The organism is Isosphaeraceae bacterium EP7 (assembly GCA_038400315.1).
Lineage (GTDB): Bacteria > Planctomycetota > Planctomycetia > Isosphaerales > Isosphaeraceae > EP7.
Window position 1 is genome coordinate 2,092,074 of record CP151667.1, and the last position, 18,207, is coordinate 2,110,280.

Here is an 18,207-nt window from a genome sequence, read left to right on the forward strand (position 1 = left end):
ATCGACCCGAGCGATCTAGGGGCGGCGTTCAGGCGGGTCCGGCGACCAGCACCCGCAAGGCCCCCGCGTTGACCTCGATGCGCACGGGGGTCTCGCCCACCACCTCGCCGTCGGCCTGCACGGGCAGCGAAGGGCGGGCGTCAATCGTCACTTCGCGAGCGGCCTTCCAGTACTTCAAGTGGCTGTTTTGTTTGTGCTGTCCGCGGGCTACATGCCAGATCAGGCGTACGGTATCGGCGGCGTTCCAGACGTCCACCAGGCAGACGTCCACGCGGCCATCGTCGAGAGCCACGTCGGGGCCCCAGCGGTAAGGGGGTTCACCCAGAATTCCGCTGTTAGCGACGACCACCTGCACCCCTTTGATCGTCAGAGTCTTGCCGTCGATGCCGATCGTGAAGGTGCGACGTTTAAAGCCCGCCCAGCGTGCGACGGCCGTCCAGAGGTAAGCCACCCGGCCGAACCGACGCTTGTCGACGGTCGTGGTGTCGCGGATCATCAGCGAATCGAGTCCCACTCCGACCTGGGTCAGGTAGCTCCGACCGTTGATGCACATGGTGTCCACGGAGCGCTCCGCGGTGACGCCGGCCAGCAGCGCACAGCCGGCCTGGAGGTCGAGCGGCAGGTTCAGGTCCCGTGCCAGTACGTTCGCAGTTCCGAGCGGTAGGATTCCCAGAGGGACGCCAGTGCCGGCCAGGATGTCGGCGACCGCCGAGACGGTCCCGTCTCCGCCAGCGGCGATAATCGGACGCCGACCGCGGGCGACCGCGTCCTTCACCGCCGCGGCCAGATCGACTCCCTCGACGAGTTCGAAGATCTCGGCCGCGACCTGGAAGTGAGACTCGATGGCTCGTCGGACGTCCTCGGGCGAGCAATGGCCCGAGTTGGGGTTGATCACCACGAACGGCCCGGCGGGGCTGCTGGTCGTCATCGAGGCTCCTGAAACCTGGGGAATCTGGGCGGCCGCTCGATTCAACCGGCGAACGGGGCCGCGGTGGCTCCTTGGGCAGCCTGGCAAGTGGAGACGCCGGCGAGCAGGCCGGTCCTGCGACGATAGCCCTCGATGACCGCCGAGGCGAACTCTTCGGCCAGCTCAGCACGCACGAGATTGACGGTGCAACCCGCCCAACCGGCTCCCGAAAGCTTGCCGCCGAGAAATCCGGGGGCCTCTTGGGCCGACTCGACGAGGGCATCCAGCTCGCGCGAGCTATTCTCGAAGTCGTCGCGGCTCGACCTGTGCGAGGCAGACATCAATCGCCCGAATCCCTCGACGTCGCCGATGCGGAGGAGTTCGGTCCCCTCTTCGACACGAAGGTTCTCTGTTAGCACATGCCGCGCCCGTAGCCGGCCCACGCCGTCCAGCAATTCCCAGTCGGCCATCAGCTGGCCCAGGGAGACGTCGCGCAACTGGGTCACTCCTTCTTCGGGATTTCTGGCCCGAAAGAAGTCCACGACCCGATCGCACTCGGCCCGTCGGCGGTTATACATCCCCTCGGCCAGCTGGCGCGAGGTTGTGCTGTCACAGACCACGATCGCCGGGGCAGGGTCGCCCAGCGACAGCCGCTCGAAGGCCAGGGTCCGGCAGTCGAGCCGTAACGCGTGCCCGGTACGCCCGAGCAGGACCGAAGCCTGGTCAAGCAGGCCCGAACCCACGCCGACAAAGTCGTTCTCGGATCGCCTGAGTACACGGGCGAGATCCATCCGGCCTGCGTCGTCGTCCAGCGTCGAGGCCGGTCGGCCGGGCACTAACCCTGCCGCGACGAGCCAGGAGCCGAGCGCGGCCTGAAGGCTCGCCGAGCTCGAGAGGCCGCCACCAATTGGGACGTTGCCGACGAGCGTCACGTCGAAGGCCGAGGTCAGGGGGGCCTTGGCGTCGGCCTGGAGCGCCCAGGCGACGCCCCGGACATAGCGGGCCCAGCCCTGGGGCTCGGTCGACTCGGGGTTCAAGCCGGCCAGGTCGAAGGTGTCGCCCTGGTTCATGTTGAGGGACAGGACGCTGGCCCGCGTCCCGGCCGACGCGGTGCCGGCGACTGTAGTGAAGCGGTCGACGGCGGCAGCCAGGACCAGGCCGCCGTTATAGTCGGTATGGTTGCCGAGCAGTTCGACCCGGCCCGGGGCCCGTGCGACGAATTCCGGATTAGCGCCGGTAGAGCGGCGAATGTCGGCGAGAAGCCGGCCGTCGATGGCCTCGGACATGGCGGTACCCCCGGGGGAACAGGGAAGGGACCGGGCCGGGCACATTGGCCCGGCCCGGTCCCTTTTTTATCGGCGATCCCGGGGGGCTCGCCTTGCTCAAATCCGCCGGACGTGCCCTTCCGGGTCGTTCAGACGGCGACGGCCTTGATGCCGGCAGCCTTGCGGATGGCGTCAGCCTTGTCGGTCTTCTCCCAGGTGAAGTCGGCGCCGGAACGGCCGAAGTGGCCTCCCGAAGCCGTCTGGCGGAAGATGGGCCGACGCAGGTCGAGGTGCTTGATGATCCCGGCGGGCGTCAGCGGGAAGGTCTGGCGGATGATCTCGGCGATCTTCTGATCGTCGATCTTGCCAGTCCCCTCGGTGTCCACGTGGACGCTAACCGGTTCGGAGACGCCGATGGCGTAGGCGAGCTGAACCTCGCAGCGATCGGCCAGGCCGCTGGCCACCACGTTCTTGGCGACGTAGCGGGCCATGTAGGCCGCCGAGCGGTCGACCTTCGTCGGGTCCTTGCCGCTGAAGGCACCGCCGCCGTGACGGCCCCGGCCGCCATAGGTGTCGACGATGATCTTGCGGCCCGTGACGCCGGCGTCGCCGTGAGGCCCGCCCACGACGAAGCGGCCGGTCGGATTGATGTAGAACTTGGTGTTCTCGTCAACCATCTCCGGGGGCAGCTCGGGCAGGATCACCTGCTCCTTGACGGCCTTGCGGATGGTCTCGATGTCGATGTCTTCGGTCTGGGTCGAGACGACGACCGCGTCGATCCGGACGGGCTTGTCGTCTTCGTACTCGACGGTCACCTGGCTCTTGCTGTCGGGGCGGAGCCAGGGAAGCGTGCCGTTCTGGCGCAGCTCGGTGATCTTGTTGATGATCCGGTGCGACAGGGCGATCGGCATCGGCATCAGCTCGGGCGTCTCGTTCGAGGCGAACCCGAACATGAGGCCCTGGTCGCCGGCGCCAATGTCTTTGCCGCTGTCGTTGTCCGAGTCGACACCCTGAGCAATGTCGGGCGACTGCTTGCCCACGGCGATCATGACCGCGCAGGTCGTGGCGTCGAAGCCCATGTCGCTGCTGGTGTAGCCGATCTCGCGGACGACCTGGCGGACGATCGACGGATAGTCGATGTGGGCCTTTGTCGTGATCTCGCCGGCCACGACGACCAGACCGGTCGTCAGCAGGGTCTCGCAGGCCACGCGGCTCAGCGGGTCCTGGGCGAGCAGGGCGTCGAGGATGCCGTCGGAGATCTGATCGGCCATCTTGTCGGGATGGCCCATCGACACCGACTCGCTGGTGAATAAGTAGCGGCTCTCTTGCGCCACGGGCGAAAATCTCCTGAAAGAGAGGGCAGCGGCGGCGGAGGAGGGGTCATCGACCGACTTGATCGAGATGCGTCAGTTCACGTCGCCATCAAAGATCGACAGAGTCTAGCAAGCCGACACCGAGTCTGTAAAGTTGGCCACTGAAGTCGCAACAGACCGCGTCCGAGGGCAAATCGATGCACATTTCCGCGGGTCGGCCGCTCAGTTGGATCAGGGTCCTGACGACTCTCGCCCTCCTCTCCGGACCAAGCATAGTACAGGCCTCTGGTGTTGAGGGGCGATCCGGCTCATCAGCGGGCCAGCCGCTTGCCGTTTTCCGTGCCCGTCGCGCGGCACTTATCGAGGCCGCCTCGGCGGAGGCCAGGCAGTGCACGGGTAAGGAAGCGAAGCCAATCATCGTGATCACCGGGGCGGTCGTCGGCGAGCTTGCGGGCAAGTACCGACAAGACAATGACTTCTGCTACCTGACGGGCGTTGAGGCACCCCACGCGTCGCTGATTTTAATCCCCGACGCCGCCGGAGTGGGCGAGACGCTCTACCTTCCTCCCAGGGATCCCGAGACGGAGCGGTTCGACGGCCCCCAGCCCGAACCCGATGCTGAAACCGCACGCCTCCTTGGATTCGGCCGTGTCGAATCGACCACAAAGTTCCTGGCCGACCTCTTTACCTTGGTGGGCGACCCGCTGAAGCGGATCAAGAGGCCCGGGAAGGTCGTCCTCTTTGTCGTCCAACCGGAGGGGAGAGGGCTCGAGGAACCAGGATCGGGAGCCGCGTTGGTCCGCATACTCCGCGACGGCGCACCAACCACGCCGATCCGCGATATCCTACCATTGCTGCACGAGATGCGCCGAATCAAGTCACCACCGGAGATCAGCCTCCTGCGGCGGGCCATCGAGATCACCGGCGAGGCCCAGGCAGAGGTGGCCCGTTCCATCAGGCCCGAACTCTACGAATACCAGCTCGAAGGCAGGATCGTCGGAGCCTTCCTGGCGGGCGGGGCGATGCGTGCGGGGTTCCCCTCGATTGTTGGCTCAGGGCCCAACGCGACGGTCCTGCACCACATGGAGAACAACCGGCGGATGGGCGACGGCGAGCTGGTCGTCTGCGACATCGGGGCCGAATATCGCTATTACACCGCCGATATCACCCGGACTTATCCGACATCCGGCACCTTCACGCCCAGGCAACGGGCCGTCTATCAGCTGGTCCTCGACGTCCAATCCGACGCAGCAGCCCAGTTCCAGATCGGCGTCTCGACCCTCGACTCCATGCATCGGCGAGCCGTCGAGCACCTCAAGTCGAGCGAACTACGGGCCCGGGATTCCGAGGGGGTCGAGCGGACGATGGACGCCTTCTTCACCCATGGGCTGGGGCATTACCTGGGGATGGACGTGCACGACGTCGGTGATCGGACGAAGCCGCTGTCGGCCGGGTCGGTGTTCACGATCGAGCCGGGTCTCTACATCCCCTCCGAGGCGATCGGCGTACGGATCGAGGACGACTATCTCGTCAACGAGTCGGGCCTCGAGAAGCTCTCCAGGGCGATCCCGAGCGAACCCGACGCGGTCGAGAAGTCCATCGCGGCCGGCCGAGCCAGGCCCTGACGCTCAGGGATTCGTCGCGTCCGTCGATTGGGAGTCGCGATCGCGGCGGTACCAGCTCCAGAGGAGCTGATTGGTGGTGTAGTCAAGCAGGGCCTGCGAGTTGGGGAAGTCGTGCTCCGAGGGTTCGCGTTTCTCCAGGAAGGAGCGGGTCGCGGGCGTGATGTAAGCGCCGTCTGCTCTGGCGTACATCTCGGCCACGAGCATGGGGAAATTCTCGGCCGCCGACGGCCTGAGCCGATCTCCCAGGTAGGCGTAATTCATCTCCGCCTCGGCGATCCGGAAGGCGAGCCGGGGGTCAGACCGAACCAGGATGATCTCGCCGGTCGGATCCCTGGGGATACGCATCGCCCGATTTTTGCGGATGGCCCTGGGGGCCCGGCCGACCAGGGCACCCAGGCCGTCGGACACCGCCGAGGCCCAGCCCGGGGGCGAGACATGGCGATACTCATCCTCGGCCGAGATCCGGCCCACGCTGAGGAGCTCGACCTTGGGCCAGGGGATCCAGTGGGTCGTCTCACCGCGGAGACCCAGCACGCGGAACCCATCGGCCGTGCAGGCGCCCGAGTGCACCGACCGTGCAGGGCTGAGCTCCGGGAACAGGTCGACCCGCCAGGCCTCAGCGGCCACTCCATAGATATAGAGCCCATCAAGTAGCGCCCGCGTCTGCTGCTCGTCGAGCGGCCTGGGCCATGTTCCCGGCGCGCGCGACACCCACTGCATGGCGTCCGTCGGATGCTGGCCGGTGACCTTGCAAAGCAGATCCCGCACCCCCTCTGGCTCGTCCACCTCATCGAAAATGACCAGGCGATATCGCGGACTGGCCTCGGCCATGGGCCCCATCCTTCCCGCGTGTCTCTACGGAATCTCGATCAAAACCCGCTGGACGACATGGTAGCCGCCGGGTTTGTCCGCGGATAGGAAAGACTGGTCGGTGACTGAATTCTGAATGCCAGGCCGCCAGAATGACAGTTGGCTTGGTCCTCACCACTCAGCTGCCCGTCAACCAAAACCCAACATTAAGATGAAGTTACGTCATCGGATTCGGAGTAGTTTCGGCATCGTCATTCCATCGACACATGACTGCCAAAATGGCAACTGGGTTCGCATTTTCAATCCTCGCGGGTTAGGAGCTACGCAATCGTGAACAGGTTATGTAGACTTTGGCGATCGAGGAGAATCGTGCGATATTCGCGGCTCAAGTCAAACGCTCTCGTGTCGCATGGCTCGTTCCAAAGGAGCAGTTGGCCTCGAGCCGCGTTCGTGATTGGTGGGCTCGCGAGTTATCCCATCGAGCGGATCGTTCCCGCGAGCAAGTTGTTGCTTCGTTTTGGGAATCGATCTCGATTGAATCCGCCAGGTTCGAGCCAGTCCGATGACTCGCGGGACCGATTTCGCCAGTTTCCGAATGAACAAGATCGAATGGTTCTTGACTCGGGCATGGCGCAGGCCAAGTTTGGCGCCCCATTTGCTAAGGTTTTGGCTCCCGAATGATCGAATAGGGCAGTGTTGTCATGAGGTTTCAGGCCACCCAATCCCTAGGTAAGCCATGACCCGACCAAAGTAAGACGGATGTCTTTTTTTTACATCGCCAAATCATGACATTTTAGATTGCACAGGGACGATACGATTGTTTAAGTTCCTTGCGGCAGAGTAAGATGCCCTCCGCGTTCAAGAGACGTCGGGGCGGGGCCGTTTGTTCACCGAACATCGGTCGAGATCTGCGAATTTCGGGATGAACCCTCACCCCCGCGGCGGTTGTCTCGTCTCAATCGCCGCTGACTCTGTTCCCAGACGACACCAAGGACTCGGCAACATGAAATTCGGAAGATCCCTAGGATTCGTCGCTGTGATGGGTGCTAGCCTCCTCGCCGGCACCGCTGTCAAGGCTGAACAGGTCCAGTTCATCACCACCGGCATCTTCAGCGGTGGCGATGCGCCCGGTTCCAGCACCTATTCTGACGCCGCGAACGGCGTCTCCATCATCTTCAACAACTCCTTGGATAACACCGTCAACCCCCCGCCCACCTCGCAGGTCAGCTTCGGCACGTTCGACACGTCGGGGACGACTGCCACGGACTTCTCGGGGATCCTCGGCACCTTCACCCTGACCATCACGCAGGTCAGCGGCAGCGGCGGCCAACTCGACTTCAGCAGCACGCTGAACGGGACCATCCGGTTCGACAATAGCCAGGCTTACATCCAGTTCGATGGGCCGCTGACGCAGAGCCTCGGCAATGTGTTCTATCAAATCGCCTCGGCCGACGACGGCGTGGCTGGTCGGGTGAACCTCGGTGCACCCACCACGGGCAACGGCCTGGCGTCGATCACCGGGCGCGTTGGGATCACTGCCATCCCCGAGCCCGCTTCGCTGACGATGCTTAGCCTGGGCAGCGTCTCGATGCTGGTCATGATGGGCCGTCGCAAGCTGTCCAACAGCTAAGACCTGCAAGGTCAGACTGACGTCGATCCACTCACGGCGTGGCCCCGCACTCGGGGCCACGCCGTTCCCCATTACATCCTCCGTATGCCCCCATTCTCGGGGGCCCCATTCGCTTCGACGTCGAAGCGGCGATCGAGAACTCAGGCTCCGTATTTGAGCACTCCGGCCGCCGCCGTTCGGGCCAGTTCGACGTTGGCACCGGACAACTTGAGGTAGAAGATCTTGTCCGCAGAGACCGTCTCGGTCCCGTAAATGGTGATAAACACCTGCTTGATCGTCTCACCCGGCAAGAAGGTCAGCCTCTGGCTCAATGCCGCGTAATCCTTCCCGGCGAGCGCAGTCACGTTGCTGGTCGCGACATCCACGGTGACGGAAGTCTTGACGGTCGTGTTGAGGCTCACGTTGAAAACCATTGTTTTCGAACCCGTGAACCCTCGCATCATCTGGACGTCGCCGGTGTTCAACTTGGGAGCGACCCAGGCGTCGTTGTCCAGGATGGTGGCGATGCCCACCGAGCCGATCAGAACCCCATTCTGGGCACCCGAGAGCTGGATCCCGAACACCTCGCTCAATTCGACCGCCGAATCGCCGATCACCGTGACCGGGATGGTCTTGACCCGCTCGCCCGGCGCGAAGGTCAGCGTCCCGCTCGTCGCGATGTAATCGGAGCCGGCGAGGGCCGTCTTGTTGACGGTCTGATAATTCATCGTGACCGGGCTCGTCGAGGCGCTGGTCAGATTGACCGTGAACGGCACGACGTTGTTCGTGCCGGTCGCCTCGGTGATCTTCGGGCTGTTGATGGTGATGTAAGGCACCGTCGCCAACAGCTGTCTTCCTTCCATGCATTCCAACTCGGGACGACGAGCCATCGCGATGCGGCGGGCGGCTGTGCGACGACGCGCAGCCAAAGCTTGGAATCGGGTGAAGAGCATTCTTCAGTTCCCCAATGGAAAGGGCCGGATTTCGAGGCGCGTAAGACGATCTGCCCCGTTCCCGCCCGGATTGCCGAGGGGAAGGGACGGGAGGGGGAGAAATCGGACGTGCATCGCCGGCATCGAATGCCGCGAGGCCGTCGCTAGTTCAAAAGAGACTGAGTCGAGGATAGGTCACGGATTGAGGCCGGGAGAGAAGTTTCCCGGCGAGGGAAACGATGCAAGCACTTCCGACCCGCTGGGGGTCTGCAACATTGCAACGAGTCCCGACTTCGGGACGGCCTTCACTTTCGGCGAAGGAGGACAATCTCGGGTTCGTTCCGAACTGAGCGACCCCCTGCGTCGCAAGTGAGGTTGGAAAGTAACGAACTCGAATGACTTCATCAAGAAAAATTTCCCGATCTTGGCATAAATAACGTCTGATTCTCCCGAAGGCAACATATGCAGTATCTCGATTCAGACACCGGATGGCGACCCATCGCCTTCGAGATCAAATATCCTCACGTGCTGAATCAGTCCAATCAAATCGCAACATTTCCCTCAATCTTGCCCGATATTTTGCGGGGCAGAAGCCCCTCATGGATGCTTGCGGATTCGAATCCCTCCAGGCATCCACCACTGCATTGAAGAGAGAGGGCAGATCGGATTGCCACGAAATCATCCAGGATCGCCTCGCGTCATCAGGTTTTTAAAAGCAGGACGTCCGAATCGGCGTTCTGCATCGGAGCATTGATGACGTCCCTGAAACCGTCATGCGTCGGCGAGATCGGCCGCGGCGCCTTCGGGTTCGCATTACGACGGTTTCCTGCCGAATTCCGGGCCATTTCCGTCGGGTTTCGCGTTCGCTAGGCGACGTTGATTCGGGCCGAAGTGCGCTGACATTCCCGGTCACGCACACATCACCCACCACCGACTTGCCCCCCCGAGTGGCTATCTGTGGCAAAACGATGCCGAGGCGATTAGTCGCCGGGACGACGGTCTCCCGAGGAAATTCCGGCTCGACGACCGGTAGATCACCTTGGGCGCCACCGCACTCCGCACGCCTCAATGACGATCCGCCCGGCCTCTCCACACCGAAAGTTCGCCCGGGATCGCGGGAGTGAAGCCTGGCCCCATGACCCGAAACGGGGTATTCATGCCAGACTCCTTATGAACGAATCGCGGCCTCCCCGAGACGGATTACCTGACCGGGAAACCGCTCTGCGGGGGCAAAAACTCGATCGCTACGGCTGCACTCTGCGTCGGGGTTTGATTCGATTTTTCTCCCAGCGAACGCCGCGGATTACGCGAGAGAATCGACCAGCCGGCGGGATAGATCCGAATCGATCGCGTCGAATCGAGCGCGGCCGCGGTCGAAAAGCCGTCCGGTCGGCTCTGCTCAGGCAGCATGGCGGTGAGATGCTCGGGTTCGTATCGGCTCGAATGCGGCTTGGGCGGGTTATACGGGACTTTCGAGGTCCCGGCGTCGAGTCACGGGCGGGATGGTTATTGCCGCCTGACGCGACTGCACCGGCAGGATCGACGATGACGACAACGCGTTCAGGACCACTTTTCTTTTAAATGCACGCAAGACTGGATGCGCGCGGGCGCAAAGCCGGGGAAATGACTACACTGCAACTTTCGTAGGGCCGCCGCCCATAAACGGACTGACGCCAATCTCGTGCGGAGTCGAGAGGCCCAGGCGATCCGATTCTGTGGATCGAGACCATGCCCACGCCATAAGCGTCAACGCCTCCGACCACGCCGACATGGCCGCACTCAAGCGGAGTCGGAATCTTTGAATCGATCCACGCATTCCATCGAGCACACGAATGCCACAAGCGTGGATGCCACGCTCTTCGGCACGTAGACCGCAGGCCTCACCCCGGGCAGAATGGAAGTGCTGAGGGCCGTCAATGTTGAGGAACCACGGTCGACCGGCCGAGACGGTGTCTCGGCCAGGTCGACGAATCCGGGAGACTCCCTCCCGTGTGCTCACGGCGTCGGACGGCTGAGCCCGACCGGGCACGCGACGCCAGCGGTGGGAACAGCTCACGCCCTACTCTCGGCCTCTTGCGCGAACATCCATCCATCGATAGAAGGGCTCGTGCCGGAGGCGGTCTCTTGCATCGTTATGGCTTCAAACGATCAGGGGGCGGGCTTCAACAGGACGCGTGCACCCTCGATGACTTTGTCCCACTGGAAGGCGGGGCCGGGGTCGGTCTTGTTGAGTTGGACGTGGTAGTGACCGAGGATTCCGTGGTAGGCCTTGTAGGAGTCGGGGGCGAGCTTGCGTGGAATGAGAGTCCCGCTGGGGTCGCGTGGATAATCGCAGGTGATGCGGGGCAGGAGCGTGCAAAGCGTTGCAGTCAGCTTGATGAGGGCGGCGTATTGCTGGGGGGTGAGATCGTACTGATTCAGGGACTGATCCTGGACCCGGCCGACGATGAGTTCATCGCGGATCGGTCGGAGCGGGAGGACGGAAGGATCTCGGTATCCCTCGTTGTCCTTGCGGTTCTGGATCTGGAGTGCGACCTTGCCGTCGGCGCCGCGGGCGTACCAACGGTCCAGCGCCCCGGGATCTGCGTGGGCCCCCGCGTTGGCGATCTCGATGCCGACGGATCGCGAGTTGGCGATCGTGGCGTGGAAGCCTGCATCCTTCAGGTCGAGCGTCTGGTAGATGGTCCCGTCCAGGTCGAGCATGAAGTGGACGCTGAGGCCCCGCTTATCGTGCAGGGTCTCGAAGCAGCGGCGACTCGTGCCCGCGACGTCGTAATGAATGACGAACTGGTCGACGACCCCCTGGAGGGTAGGCAGATCCCAGCCGTCTGCCCGGGTCCGCTCGAAGGCGGCCGGCTCCATCGCGGCGCGTCGGGAGCCATAGCGGGCCGGCGACTCGAGCGCCTTCTCCTTCGCGGTCTCCTTCCAGCCCGCACGCTCGACCGGGACGAATCGGCGGTCGACCCGGTAGGCATCGAAGCCGCCGGGGTCCATCCAGGTCACGACCGGCGTACCCGTGTGATAGAGCTGGCCACAGACGACGATCTCGTCCCCGTCTCTGGCCAGCCTCGCGCCCACCTTAGGGGCGGATTTCGGCGGAGCATCGTCCGCGATCGCGGGACGGAATGCGGAGAGGGCGACGAGCGCCAAGAAAAGGCGTCGAATCTGGCTAGCGTGTCGCATCCATTCCTCGCATCGTCGAATTCACATTCGAGATGAATTGATTCGCCGGGACGCGCCGAATCGGTTGACAGGTTGCCCGGCATGGCCAGACTGTCCCAATTTCTTAGTAGATCCGTCAAGCGGGCCATCGCCCCCCGTGCCGGCCGGGGGCAGCTTTGCCTGGCTCACAACCGGCTTACGAGAGGTGGTAGATTCGCAGAGCGTTGTCGTGAAAGAGCTTGCGGCGATCGGACTCGGAGCGGTCGGCGATGATCTCCTTCAGGGCATCGAGCCACTCGATGTAGGTTGCGGCGAGGGTGCAGACGGGCCAGTCCCCGCCGAAGATGACGCGATCGGGGCCGAATGCATCGAGGACATGGTCGACAATGGGGGCGAGGTCGTCGGCAGTCCAGGGGAACCCCTTGGCGGAGGCGACGATGCCGGAGACCTTGCAGACGAGGTTCGGTTTCTTGGCCAGGGCATCGATGCCGGACTTCCAGGCGGACCGATCCTTCGACCGAACGTCGGCGTTGCCGCAGTGGTCGAGGATGAATGAGGTGCCGGGGCATGCGTCGACCAGCCTGGCGGCATCGGCCAGCTCGGCGGGACGGATGCAGATATCGTAGCTCTTGCCGAGCTCGCCCAGGTGCCGGATCCCGGCGATGAAAGCGGGGCTGAGGCAATAGCCGGGGGGGGTCTCCTCGCCGTGGAGGACCTGACGCAGCCCCTTGACCTCGGGTGTGTCCTTATATTTCCCGATGTAGGCCTTGAAGCCGTCGGACGAGGGCCTGCCCGAGATGACGGCGCCGACCATGGGGTTGTCGCCGGCCCGGCAAAGCCCGATGACGTAGTCGGCCTCGGCGGCCTGCTGGTCGACCCTGAGGTCGACCTCCATGTAGATGGTCTTGACGACGTTCTGGCCGGCGGTGGCGGCCAGGTAGTCGGCCATGAGATAGCTGCGCGAGAGGGGCTCTCCGGGCTTGAGCCAGGGGAGGGTGAACTTGGTCGTGTCCCAGAGGTGTTGATGAGTGTCGACGATGGGGATCATGGGTTCCTTCAGTCCAATCGTCGAGGCCTTGGCGGTCCGAATTGCTGGGGCGGAGGCGGCCAGTGCAAGCGCCGCGGTGTGGCGGAGGGCGTCGCGCCTGCTGATTCGATCGGCCATCTCGGGCCTCCACGGTCGCGTCTCGGTGGTCGGTCGGGGTTGTGGGGCTCGATTGTCGGGCGCCGGCCACGACGGATCAAGCGTGCGCCGGAGGGCGATTTCTTGGAAGCTGGCAGGGGCTCGAGTCGGCCGGCCTTCGACCGTTCGTCTTCGTGGAGTCGGGCGGAGGCGTGACCCGATCTCAGTTCTCGCCCGGCTTGCATTGGGGGGCGGCCATCGACTGTAGATCGAGGAGCGGGCCGCTGCCGATGCGGGTGTTGACATTGGGCCTGCGGCGGGTGGTCCCCCGGAAGGGGGCGATGACCCGGGCCATGAAGTCGATGTGAAAGGCGGTGCCAGCCATGACGAAGAGGTGGAAGATCTCGTGGTTGCCGAAGACGTTATCGACGGGGTTGGGCCAACCGGCGAAGTTGATGATCGCGCCGATGCTGTAGCTGAGACCGCCTAGCACGAGGGGCAACATCGCGCGTCGAGTGAGACGCTTCTCGGCCTCGAAGTAGAAGAGGAGCCCACCCCAGCCCATGCCCAGATACAACGCGGTGTTGAACAACGCGCGGGGCGTGCCGAATTTGACGTAGAGCCAGATGCAGAGGGCTGCATAACCCCAGACGAACGCCAGGGAAAGCGCCCGAGCCCGACCCCGGAAGACGACGCAGAGGATGGGTGTATAGGTTGCGGCGATGAGGCCGAAGATACCTACGCGATCGACCGTGATGAAGAACGCGATCTCGTTGCCCGAGCCCTGCACGCCGTGATACATGGTGCTGGCGGCGTAGCAGCCGAAGATCCCGGCGCCGAATACGGCGAAGCTCAGCCTGCGGGTCTGGTCGCCGATGCAGAGACGCCAGAGCCAGATGGCCACGGGCAGGGCAACGAATGCGCCAAAGGCATGAGTCCAGGTGCTGATCGGCTCGCGCGGGTCGAACAGGAACATCGAACCTCCCTCGCCTCGAGGGGCGAGCCGGGACTGCGCGGGGCGGCCGGGGGGATCGTTCGGACAGACGACTGAGCGACCGAAGAGATGTGCAGGATCATCCCGCAAATCGGCCGCCCTGGAACGGCACGTTGAGCAGAAAACTCCGGCGAAAGGTCGGAGTTTGAGGGTTAGGGCGCAAGGCTCGTCTGCACCGCGGCCTTGATCTTCTCCAGGCCTGTTCGGGCGACCACGAGCGGGTCTTGCTTCCAGAGTTCTCGGTTGAAGAGTTCCAGCGAGAGCATGCCCCGGAAGCCGATCGACCTGAGGTTGCGTAGGAGCGAAGTCAGGGGCGCGACTCCGTCGCCCGGGTAGACGCGGTGGGAGTCGTCGAGCTTGGAGGCCTCGGGGGTGGCGGGGAAGTCATTGACGTGGAAGACGTGAAAGTCCGAGCCTGAGAGCATGGGGATCGAGCCGAAGCCGGATCCTCCGCGATGCAGGTGGTAGACGTCCGGGAGGATGCAGGCCTTAGGGTGGCTGGCCTCGATGGCGACCAGCGCGGCCTCACCCAGCCGGCCGAGGGTCTTGGAGAAGCCCCAGATTTCGAGCTGAGGCACGACGTCCATTTCGTCGCCGAGCACGAGAAGCGCGCGATACCTCTCGGCGAGCTTGAGGAGGTCGACCCCGGCGACGTCGACGAGCCCGGCCGGGGGTGCGGCCAGCCTCTTTCCGCCGATCTGGCGGACGAGATCCATATTGCGCCGGGCCTCGTCCATAGCCTTGCCCCGGCGTGCCTCATCGTCAACGCCCCAGTCGAAGAAGCCGATGGCCCCTTCGACGCTGAGCCCCGCGTCGGCGATGCGAGTGCCGAGGTCCTTGAGCGAGCCGCCGTCGGCAACGTGCTGGTCCAGCTCGCGGACCCAGGGCTCGATCCCCCGATAGCCGGCCTTGGCGGCGATGTCGACGACCTGCGTGATCGGTAGCTTCTGACCTGAGATCGTGCTCGTATTCAGGCTGTAGCCGAAGGGCTCCGCGTCTTCGACAAGCCGGGCGCGGGAGGCGGCGGGTGCCGCGAGGCCGGCGCCCGTGAAAAGTGCGGAAGAGGAGGCGAGCCAGGATCGGCGTTTCATGGAGGTCGGTCTCGGCGGGATCGGCCGTCGGGCCGGGCGTGGTCGGTGGGCTCGCAGGGATGACGGATCATGCCGCCTGGCGCCCCAGACTGTCTATAGCGGTCGCGACGGCCTGGGTCGAGGGTCGACCGCGATTCTCAACGAGATAATCAATCAGCGTGGAGTGATCGCGCGACCACAATGAACAGGCGCACAAACCCAAGGGATTGACATCGGCATGACCCGCAGGAAAGATCAGCGGAGAGGCTTACTGGTCAGATGCATCCTATCTCCCGCCGAGGTCGTGTCCGATGTCACGAGTTCTCAACTTCGAGATCCACGCGTCCGACCCCGAGACGATGGCCGCGTTCTATACAGCCCTCTTCGGCTGGACGATCCGGAAGTGGGAAGGCCCCCTGGATTACTGGACGATGATCACCGGCCCGGCGGAGGAGCCGGGGATCAATGGAGGCCTGATCCGTCGGCATGGGGATGCGCCATCGAAGCAGTCAGTCAATGCGTTCGTCTGCACGGTTGGAGTGGACTCGGCGGAGTCGTCCCTGGCGAAGGCCGTGGAGCTGGGCGCGGAGGTGGCGCTGCCGCTGATGGCGGTGCCGGGGATCGGCTGGCTCTGTTACGCGAAGGATCCCGACGGCAATGTCTTCGGGATGATGCAGGCGGATCCGACGGCGGCCTGACCCTGGCCGGACGAGATTCGCGGGTCGAGGCGGGGGCCATCGTACTCTCGCGTTGGACGTTCCCGAGGCTAACGAGTAGGATATCGGCCCCCGGATGGCCGGGAGGACTCGGGGCGTCGTCGTCGCCGTGAGGTGTCGGACGCGGGTTCGATTCCAGATGCGATGAGGGGAGCGGGAGCCCGGCACTCGGGCCGGGTTATGGTCGAAAATCAGGCTCGGCCGATGGTCTGGATGCTGGCCGGCTCGTTCCTCTTCGCCGTGATGGGGGGGCTCGCGCACGCACTTGGCTCCCGGTGCGACTGGCGGGTGGTGGCCCTGACGCGGGCCCTGGTCATGCTCGTCTCGGCCGCGGCGATGGCCCGCGCGGCGGGCGTTCCGTTGCGGGTCTTCAGGCCGCGTTCACTCTGGATGCGGAGCCTGGCGGGGAGCTTCAGCCTGGTCTGCAACTTCTACGCGCTGGCGCGTCTGCCGGTGGGTGACGTGCTGACGCTGACGAATGCCTATCCGCTCTGGATCGTCCTGATGTCCGCGGCGGCGGCCGGGCGTGCCCCCTCGCTGGTGGAGACGCTGGGCGTGGCCTGTGGGCTCGTGGGGGTGGTCCTGATCCAGCAGCAGCCCGACCTGGCTGGGGATGACCGGGTGGCGGTGGCGGTGGCGATCATCAGCTCATTGTCGACCGCGGTGGCGATGTTCGGGCTGCACCGACTGCGCGGTGTGGATGCTCGGGCGGTGATGGCCCATTTCGCGGGGGTCGCCACGCTGGTGGCAGGGGCCTGGTGCCTAGCACCCCCGGAGATGATTGGGCCGCATACGCTCGAGCCGGCGACGATTGCGTTGCTGCTGGGCGTGGGGCTGACAGGGACTGCTGGGCAATATTGCCTGACGAAGGCGTTCGCCAGCGGCCCGCCGGGGCGGGTCTCGGTGGTCAGCTTCAGCCAGGTCGCGTTCGGGCTCGCCTTCGACGTCCTGATCTGGGGAGATTCGGCCACCCTGCGCAAGCTCACCGGGATGGCCCTGGTTCTCGCGCCGACCTGCTGGTTGGTGGTCCGAGGTGCGAGCAAAAGGAGGCCTCCCTCCGGTCCGACCGTGGTCGTTCGCGGCGAGGAGCTGGAACGAGGGTCAGGCTAGGCTGGCATGCTTGTCTACTCTGGCGGGATCGGGGCCCCGTCCGTTAGAATTCGTGGCCATCGATCGGGGCGCGCCGATCGGATTCGCGGAGCGGCGGAAGTGGGGGGTTGGATCCACGTCTATGAAGGGCATTATCCTAGCAGGGGGCTCCGGGACGCGCCTCTATCCGCTCACGCGGGTCGTGAGCAAGCAACTCCTTCCCGTCTACGACAAGCCGATGATCTATCATCCGCTGAGCACCCTGATGCTGGCGGGGATCCGCGAGATCCTGATTATCTCGACCCCGACGGACCTCCCACGGTTCGAAGCCTTGCTGGGAGATGGCTCGGAGTGGGGCCTGAGTTTCTCGTACGCAGAGCAGGCTGAGCCCAACGGGCTGGCGCAGGCGTTCGTGATCGGCAAGTCGTTCGTGGGCGATCAGAGCGTCGCCCTGGCGCTGGGGGACAACATCTTCCACGGCCACGGGCTGAGCGAGGCGTTGCAGCGTGCCGCGGCGCAGGACGGTGGCGCGACGGTGTTCGCCTACTATGTGAAGGACCCCGAGCGCTACGGAGTGGTCGAGTTCAACGCCGGCGGCAAGGCGATCGGCCTCGAAGAGAAGCCCGTCAAGCCTCGGTCGAATTATGCGGTGACGGGCCTCTACTTCTACGACAATACGGTGGTGGAGATCGCCGCCGGGCTGAAGCCGTCGAAGCGGGGCGAGTACGAGATCACCGACGTGAACCGAGCGTACCTCGATCGCGGCGACCTGAACGTCGAGATCCTGGGCCGTGGCACCGCCTGGCTGGATACCGGCACGCACGAGGCACTCCTGCTGGCTTCGGACTACGTGAGGATCGTCGAGCAGCGGCAGGGCCTGAAAATCGCCTGCGTGGAGGAAGTGGCCTACCGGATGGGCTACATCGACGACGCGCACCTTGCCAAGCTGGCCGACGGCATGAAGAACGACTACGGGACCTACCTGCGCAACCTCCTCGACGACAAATCGCGGACGAATCCCCTCACATGAACATCCAGAAGACCGAGCTTCCCGGCGTCGTCCTGATCGAGCCGCGCATCTTCCGCGACGACCGGGGCTACTTCGTCGAGACCTGGCAACAGGAGCGCTACGCAGCCGAGGCGGGGCTCCCCGAGCGGTTCGTGCAAGACAACCTGTCGTCATCGACGAAGGGAGTCCTGCGCGGGCTGCACTACCAGCACCCCAGGGGTCAGGGGAAGCTGGTGCAGGTGATCCAGGGCGAAATCTTCGACGTCGCGGTGGACATCCGCGTGGGCTCGCCCACGTACCTGAAGTGGGTGGGGATGCAGCTCACCTCGGCAGACGGGCGGCAGGCATATATCCCTCCCGGGTTCGCACATGGGTTTCAGGTCGTCAGCGACACGGCCCTGGTGATGTACAAATGCACTGACTTCTACGTGCCGACGGATGAGTCGAGCCTCGCCTGGGACGACCCCGACGTGGCGATTTCCTGGCCGGTCGACTCGCCGATTTTGTCGCCGAAGGATGCCGACGCGCCGAGGGCAAAGGACATCGCGCCCGGGCGCGTTCCGCGTTTCACGTCGTAGGGGCA

Annotated in this window: 15 protein-coding genes; 6 read left to right on the forward strand and 9 right to left on the reverse strand. The window is 64.4% G+C overall.

All coding sequences use genetic code 11. The annotated features are described in order from the left end of the window. Positions 1-28: 28 nt before the first annotated feature. The 3 genes from EP7_RS08005 to metK form a co-directional block, all read right to left on the reverse strand. Complete coding sequence (locus EP7_RS08005; protein ID WP_463527317.1) at positions 29-928, reverse strand: diacylglycerol/lipid kinase family protein; 900 nt, start codon at positions 926-928, stop codon at positions 29-31. Between the two features lie 41 nt (positions 929-969). After that, positions 970-2,193, reverse strand: coding sequence for a galactokinase (galK, locus tag EP7_RS08010; RefSeq protein WP_463527318.1), 1,224 nt, complete (start codon positions 2,191-2,193; stop codon positions 970-972). A gap of 128 nt (positions 2,194-2,321) precedes the next feature. Then, positions 2,322-3,506: a methionine adenosyltransferase gene (gene metK / locus EP7_RS08015; RefSeq protein ID WP_463527319.1), complete on the reverse strand. Its 1,185-nt coding sequence runs from the start codon at positions 3,504-3,506 to the stop codon at positions 2,322-2,324. A 176-nt stretch (positions 3,507-3,682) separates the two neighbouring features. On the opposite strand from metK, the gene EP7_RS08020 reads away from it, so the two are divergent. Continuing rightward, positions 3,683-5,110 (forward strand): aminopeptidase P family protein, encoded by a 1,428-nt coding sequence (locus EP7_RS08020; protein ID WP_463527320.1) that lies wholly within the window; start codon positions 3,683-3,685, stop codon positions 5,108-5,110. A 3-nt stretch (positions 5,111-5,113) separates the two neighbouring features. Here EP7_RS08020 and EP7_RS08025 read toward each other — a convergent pair whose 3' ends face one another. Continuing rightward, positions 5,114-5,941, reverse strand: coding sequence for a hypothetical protein (locus EP7_RS08025; protein WP_463527321.1), 828 nt, complete (start codon positions 5,939-5,941; stop codon positions 5,114-5,116). A 1,018-nt stretch (positions 5,942-6,959) separates the two neighbouring features. Here EP7_RS08025 and EP7_RS08030 point away from each other — a divergent pair. Continuing rightward, positions 6,960-7,550: a hypothetical protein gene (locus EP7_RS08030; protein ID WP_463527322.1), complete on the forward strand. Its 591-nt coding sequence runs from the start codon at positions 6,960-6,962 to the stop codon at positions 7,548-7,550. Positions 7,551-7,690: 140 nt separating this feature from the next. On the opposite strand, the gene EP7_RS08035 is transcribed toward EP7_RS08030, so the two are convergent. The 5 genes from EP7_RS08035 to EP7_RS08055 form a co-directional block, all read right to left on the reverse strand. After that, complete coding sequence (locus EP7_RS08035; protein ID WP_463527323.1) at positions 7,691-8,392, reverse strand: Calx-beta domain-containing protein; 702 nt, start codon at positions 8,390-8,392, stop codon at positions 7,691-7,693. A 2,217-nt stretch (positions 8,393-10,609) separates the two neighbouring features. Next, a complete protein-coding gene (locus EP7_RS08040) occupies positions 10,610-11,644 on the reverse strand; it encodes an N-acetylmuramoyl-L-alanine amidase (protein ID WP_463527324.1) in 1,035 nt (344 codons plus the stop codon). 175 nt (positions 11,645-11,819) lie between these two features. Beyond that, the gene (locus tag EP7_RS08045; RefSeq protein WP_463527325.1) at positions 11,820-12,788 is read right to left on the reverse strand and encodes an amidohydrolase family protein; all 969 of its coding nucleotides are present in this window, start codon (positions 12,786-12,788) and stop codon (positions 11,820-11,822) included. A 181-nt stretch (positions 12,789-12,969) separates the two neighbouring features. Then, positions 12,970-13,722, reverse strand: coding sequence for a PAQR family membrane homeostasis protein TrhA (trhA, locus tag EP7_RS08050; protein ID WP_463527326.1), 753 nt, complete (start codon positions 13,720-13,722; stop codon positions 12,970-12,972). A 170-nt stretch (positions 13,723-13,892) separates the two neighbouring features. Next, a complete protein-coding gene (locus EP7_RS08055; protein WP_463527327.1) occupies positions 13,893-14,831 on the reverse strand; it encodes a sugar phosphate isomerase/epimerase family protein in 939 nt (312 codons plus the stop codon). Between the two features lie 290 nt (positions 14,832-15,121). Here EP7_RS08055 and EP7_RS08060 point away from each other — a divergent pair, with 290 nt between their 5' ends. The 4 genes from EP7_RS08060 (at position 15,122) to rfbC (ending at position 18,202) form a co-directional block, all read left to right on the forward strand. After that, complete coding sequence (locus tag EP7_RS08060) at positions 15,122-15,508, forward strand: VOC family protein (protein ID WP_463527328.1); 387 nt, start codon at positions 15,122-15,124, stop codon at positions 15,506-15,508. 222 nt (positions 15,509-15,730) lie between these two features. Beyond that, positions 15,731-16,636, forward strand: coding sequence for a DMT family transporter (locus tag EP7_RS08065; protein ID WP_463527329.1), 906 nt, complete (start codon positions 15,731-15,733; stop codon positions 16,634-16,636). 121 nt (positions 16,637-16,757) lie between these two features. Further along, the gene (rfbA, locus tag EP7_RS08070) at positions 16,758-17,645 is read left to right on the forward strand and encodes a glucose-1-phosphate thymidylyltransferase RfbA (RefSeq protein ID WP_463527330.1); all 888 of its coding nucleotides are present in this window, start codon (positions 16,758-16,760) and stop codon (positions 17,643-17,645) included. Beyond that, entirely contained in the window at positions 17,642-18,202 is a 561-nt protein-coding gene (gene rfbC / locus EP7_RS08075; protein WP_463527331.1) for a dTDP-4-dehydrorhamnose 3,5-epimerase, read from the forward strand. Before rfbA ends, rfbC begins: the two co-directional genes overlap by 4 nt. The last annotated feature ends 5 nt before the right edge of the window (positions 18,203-18,207 follow it).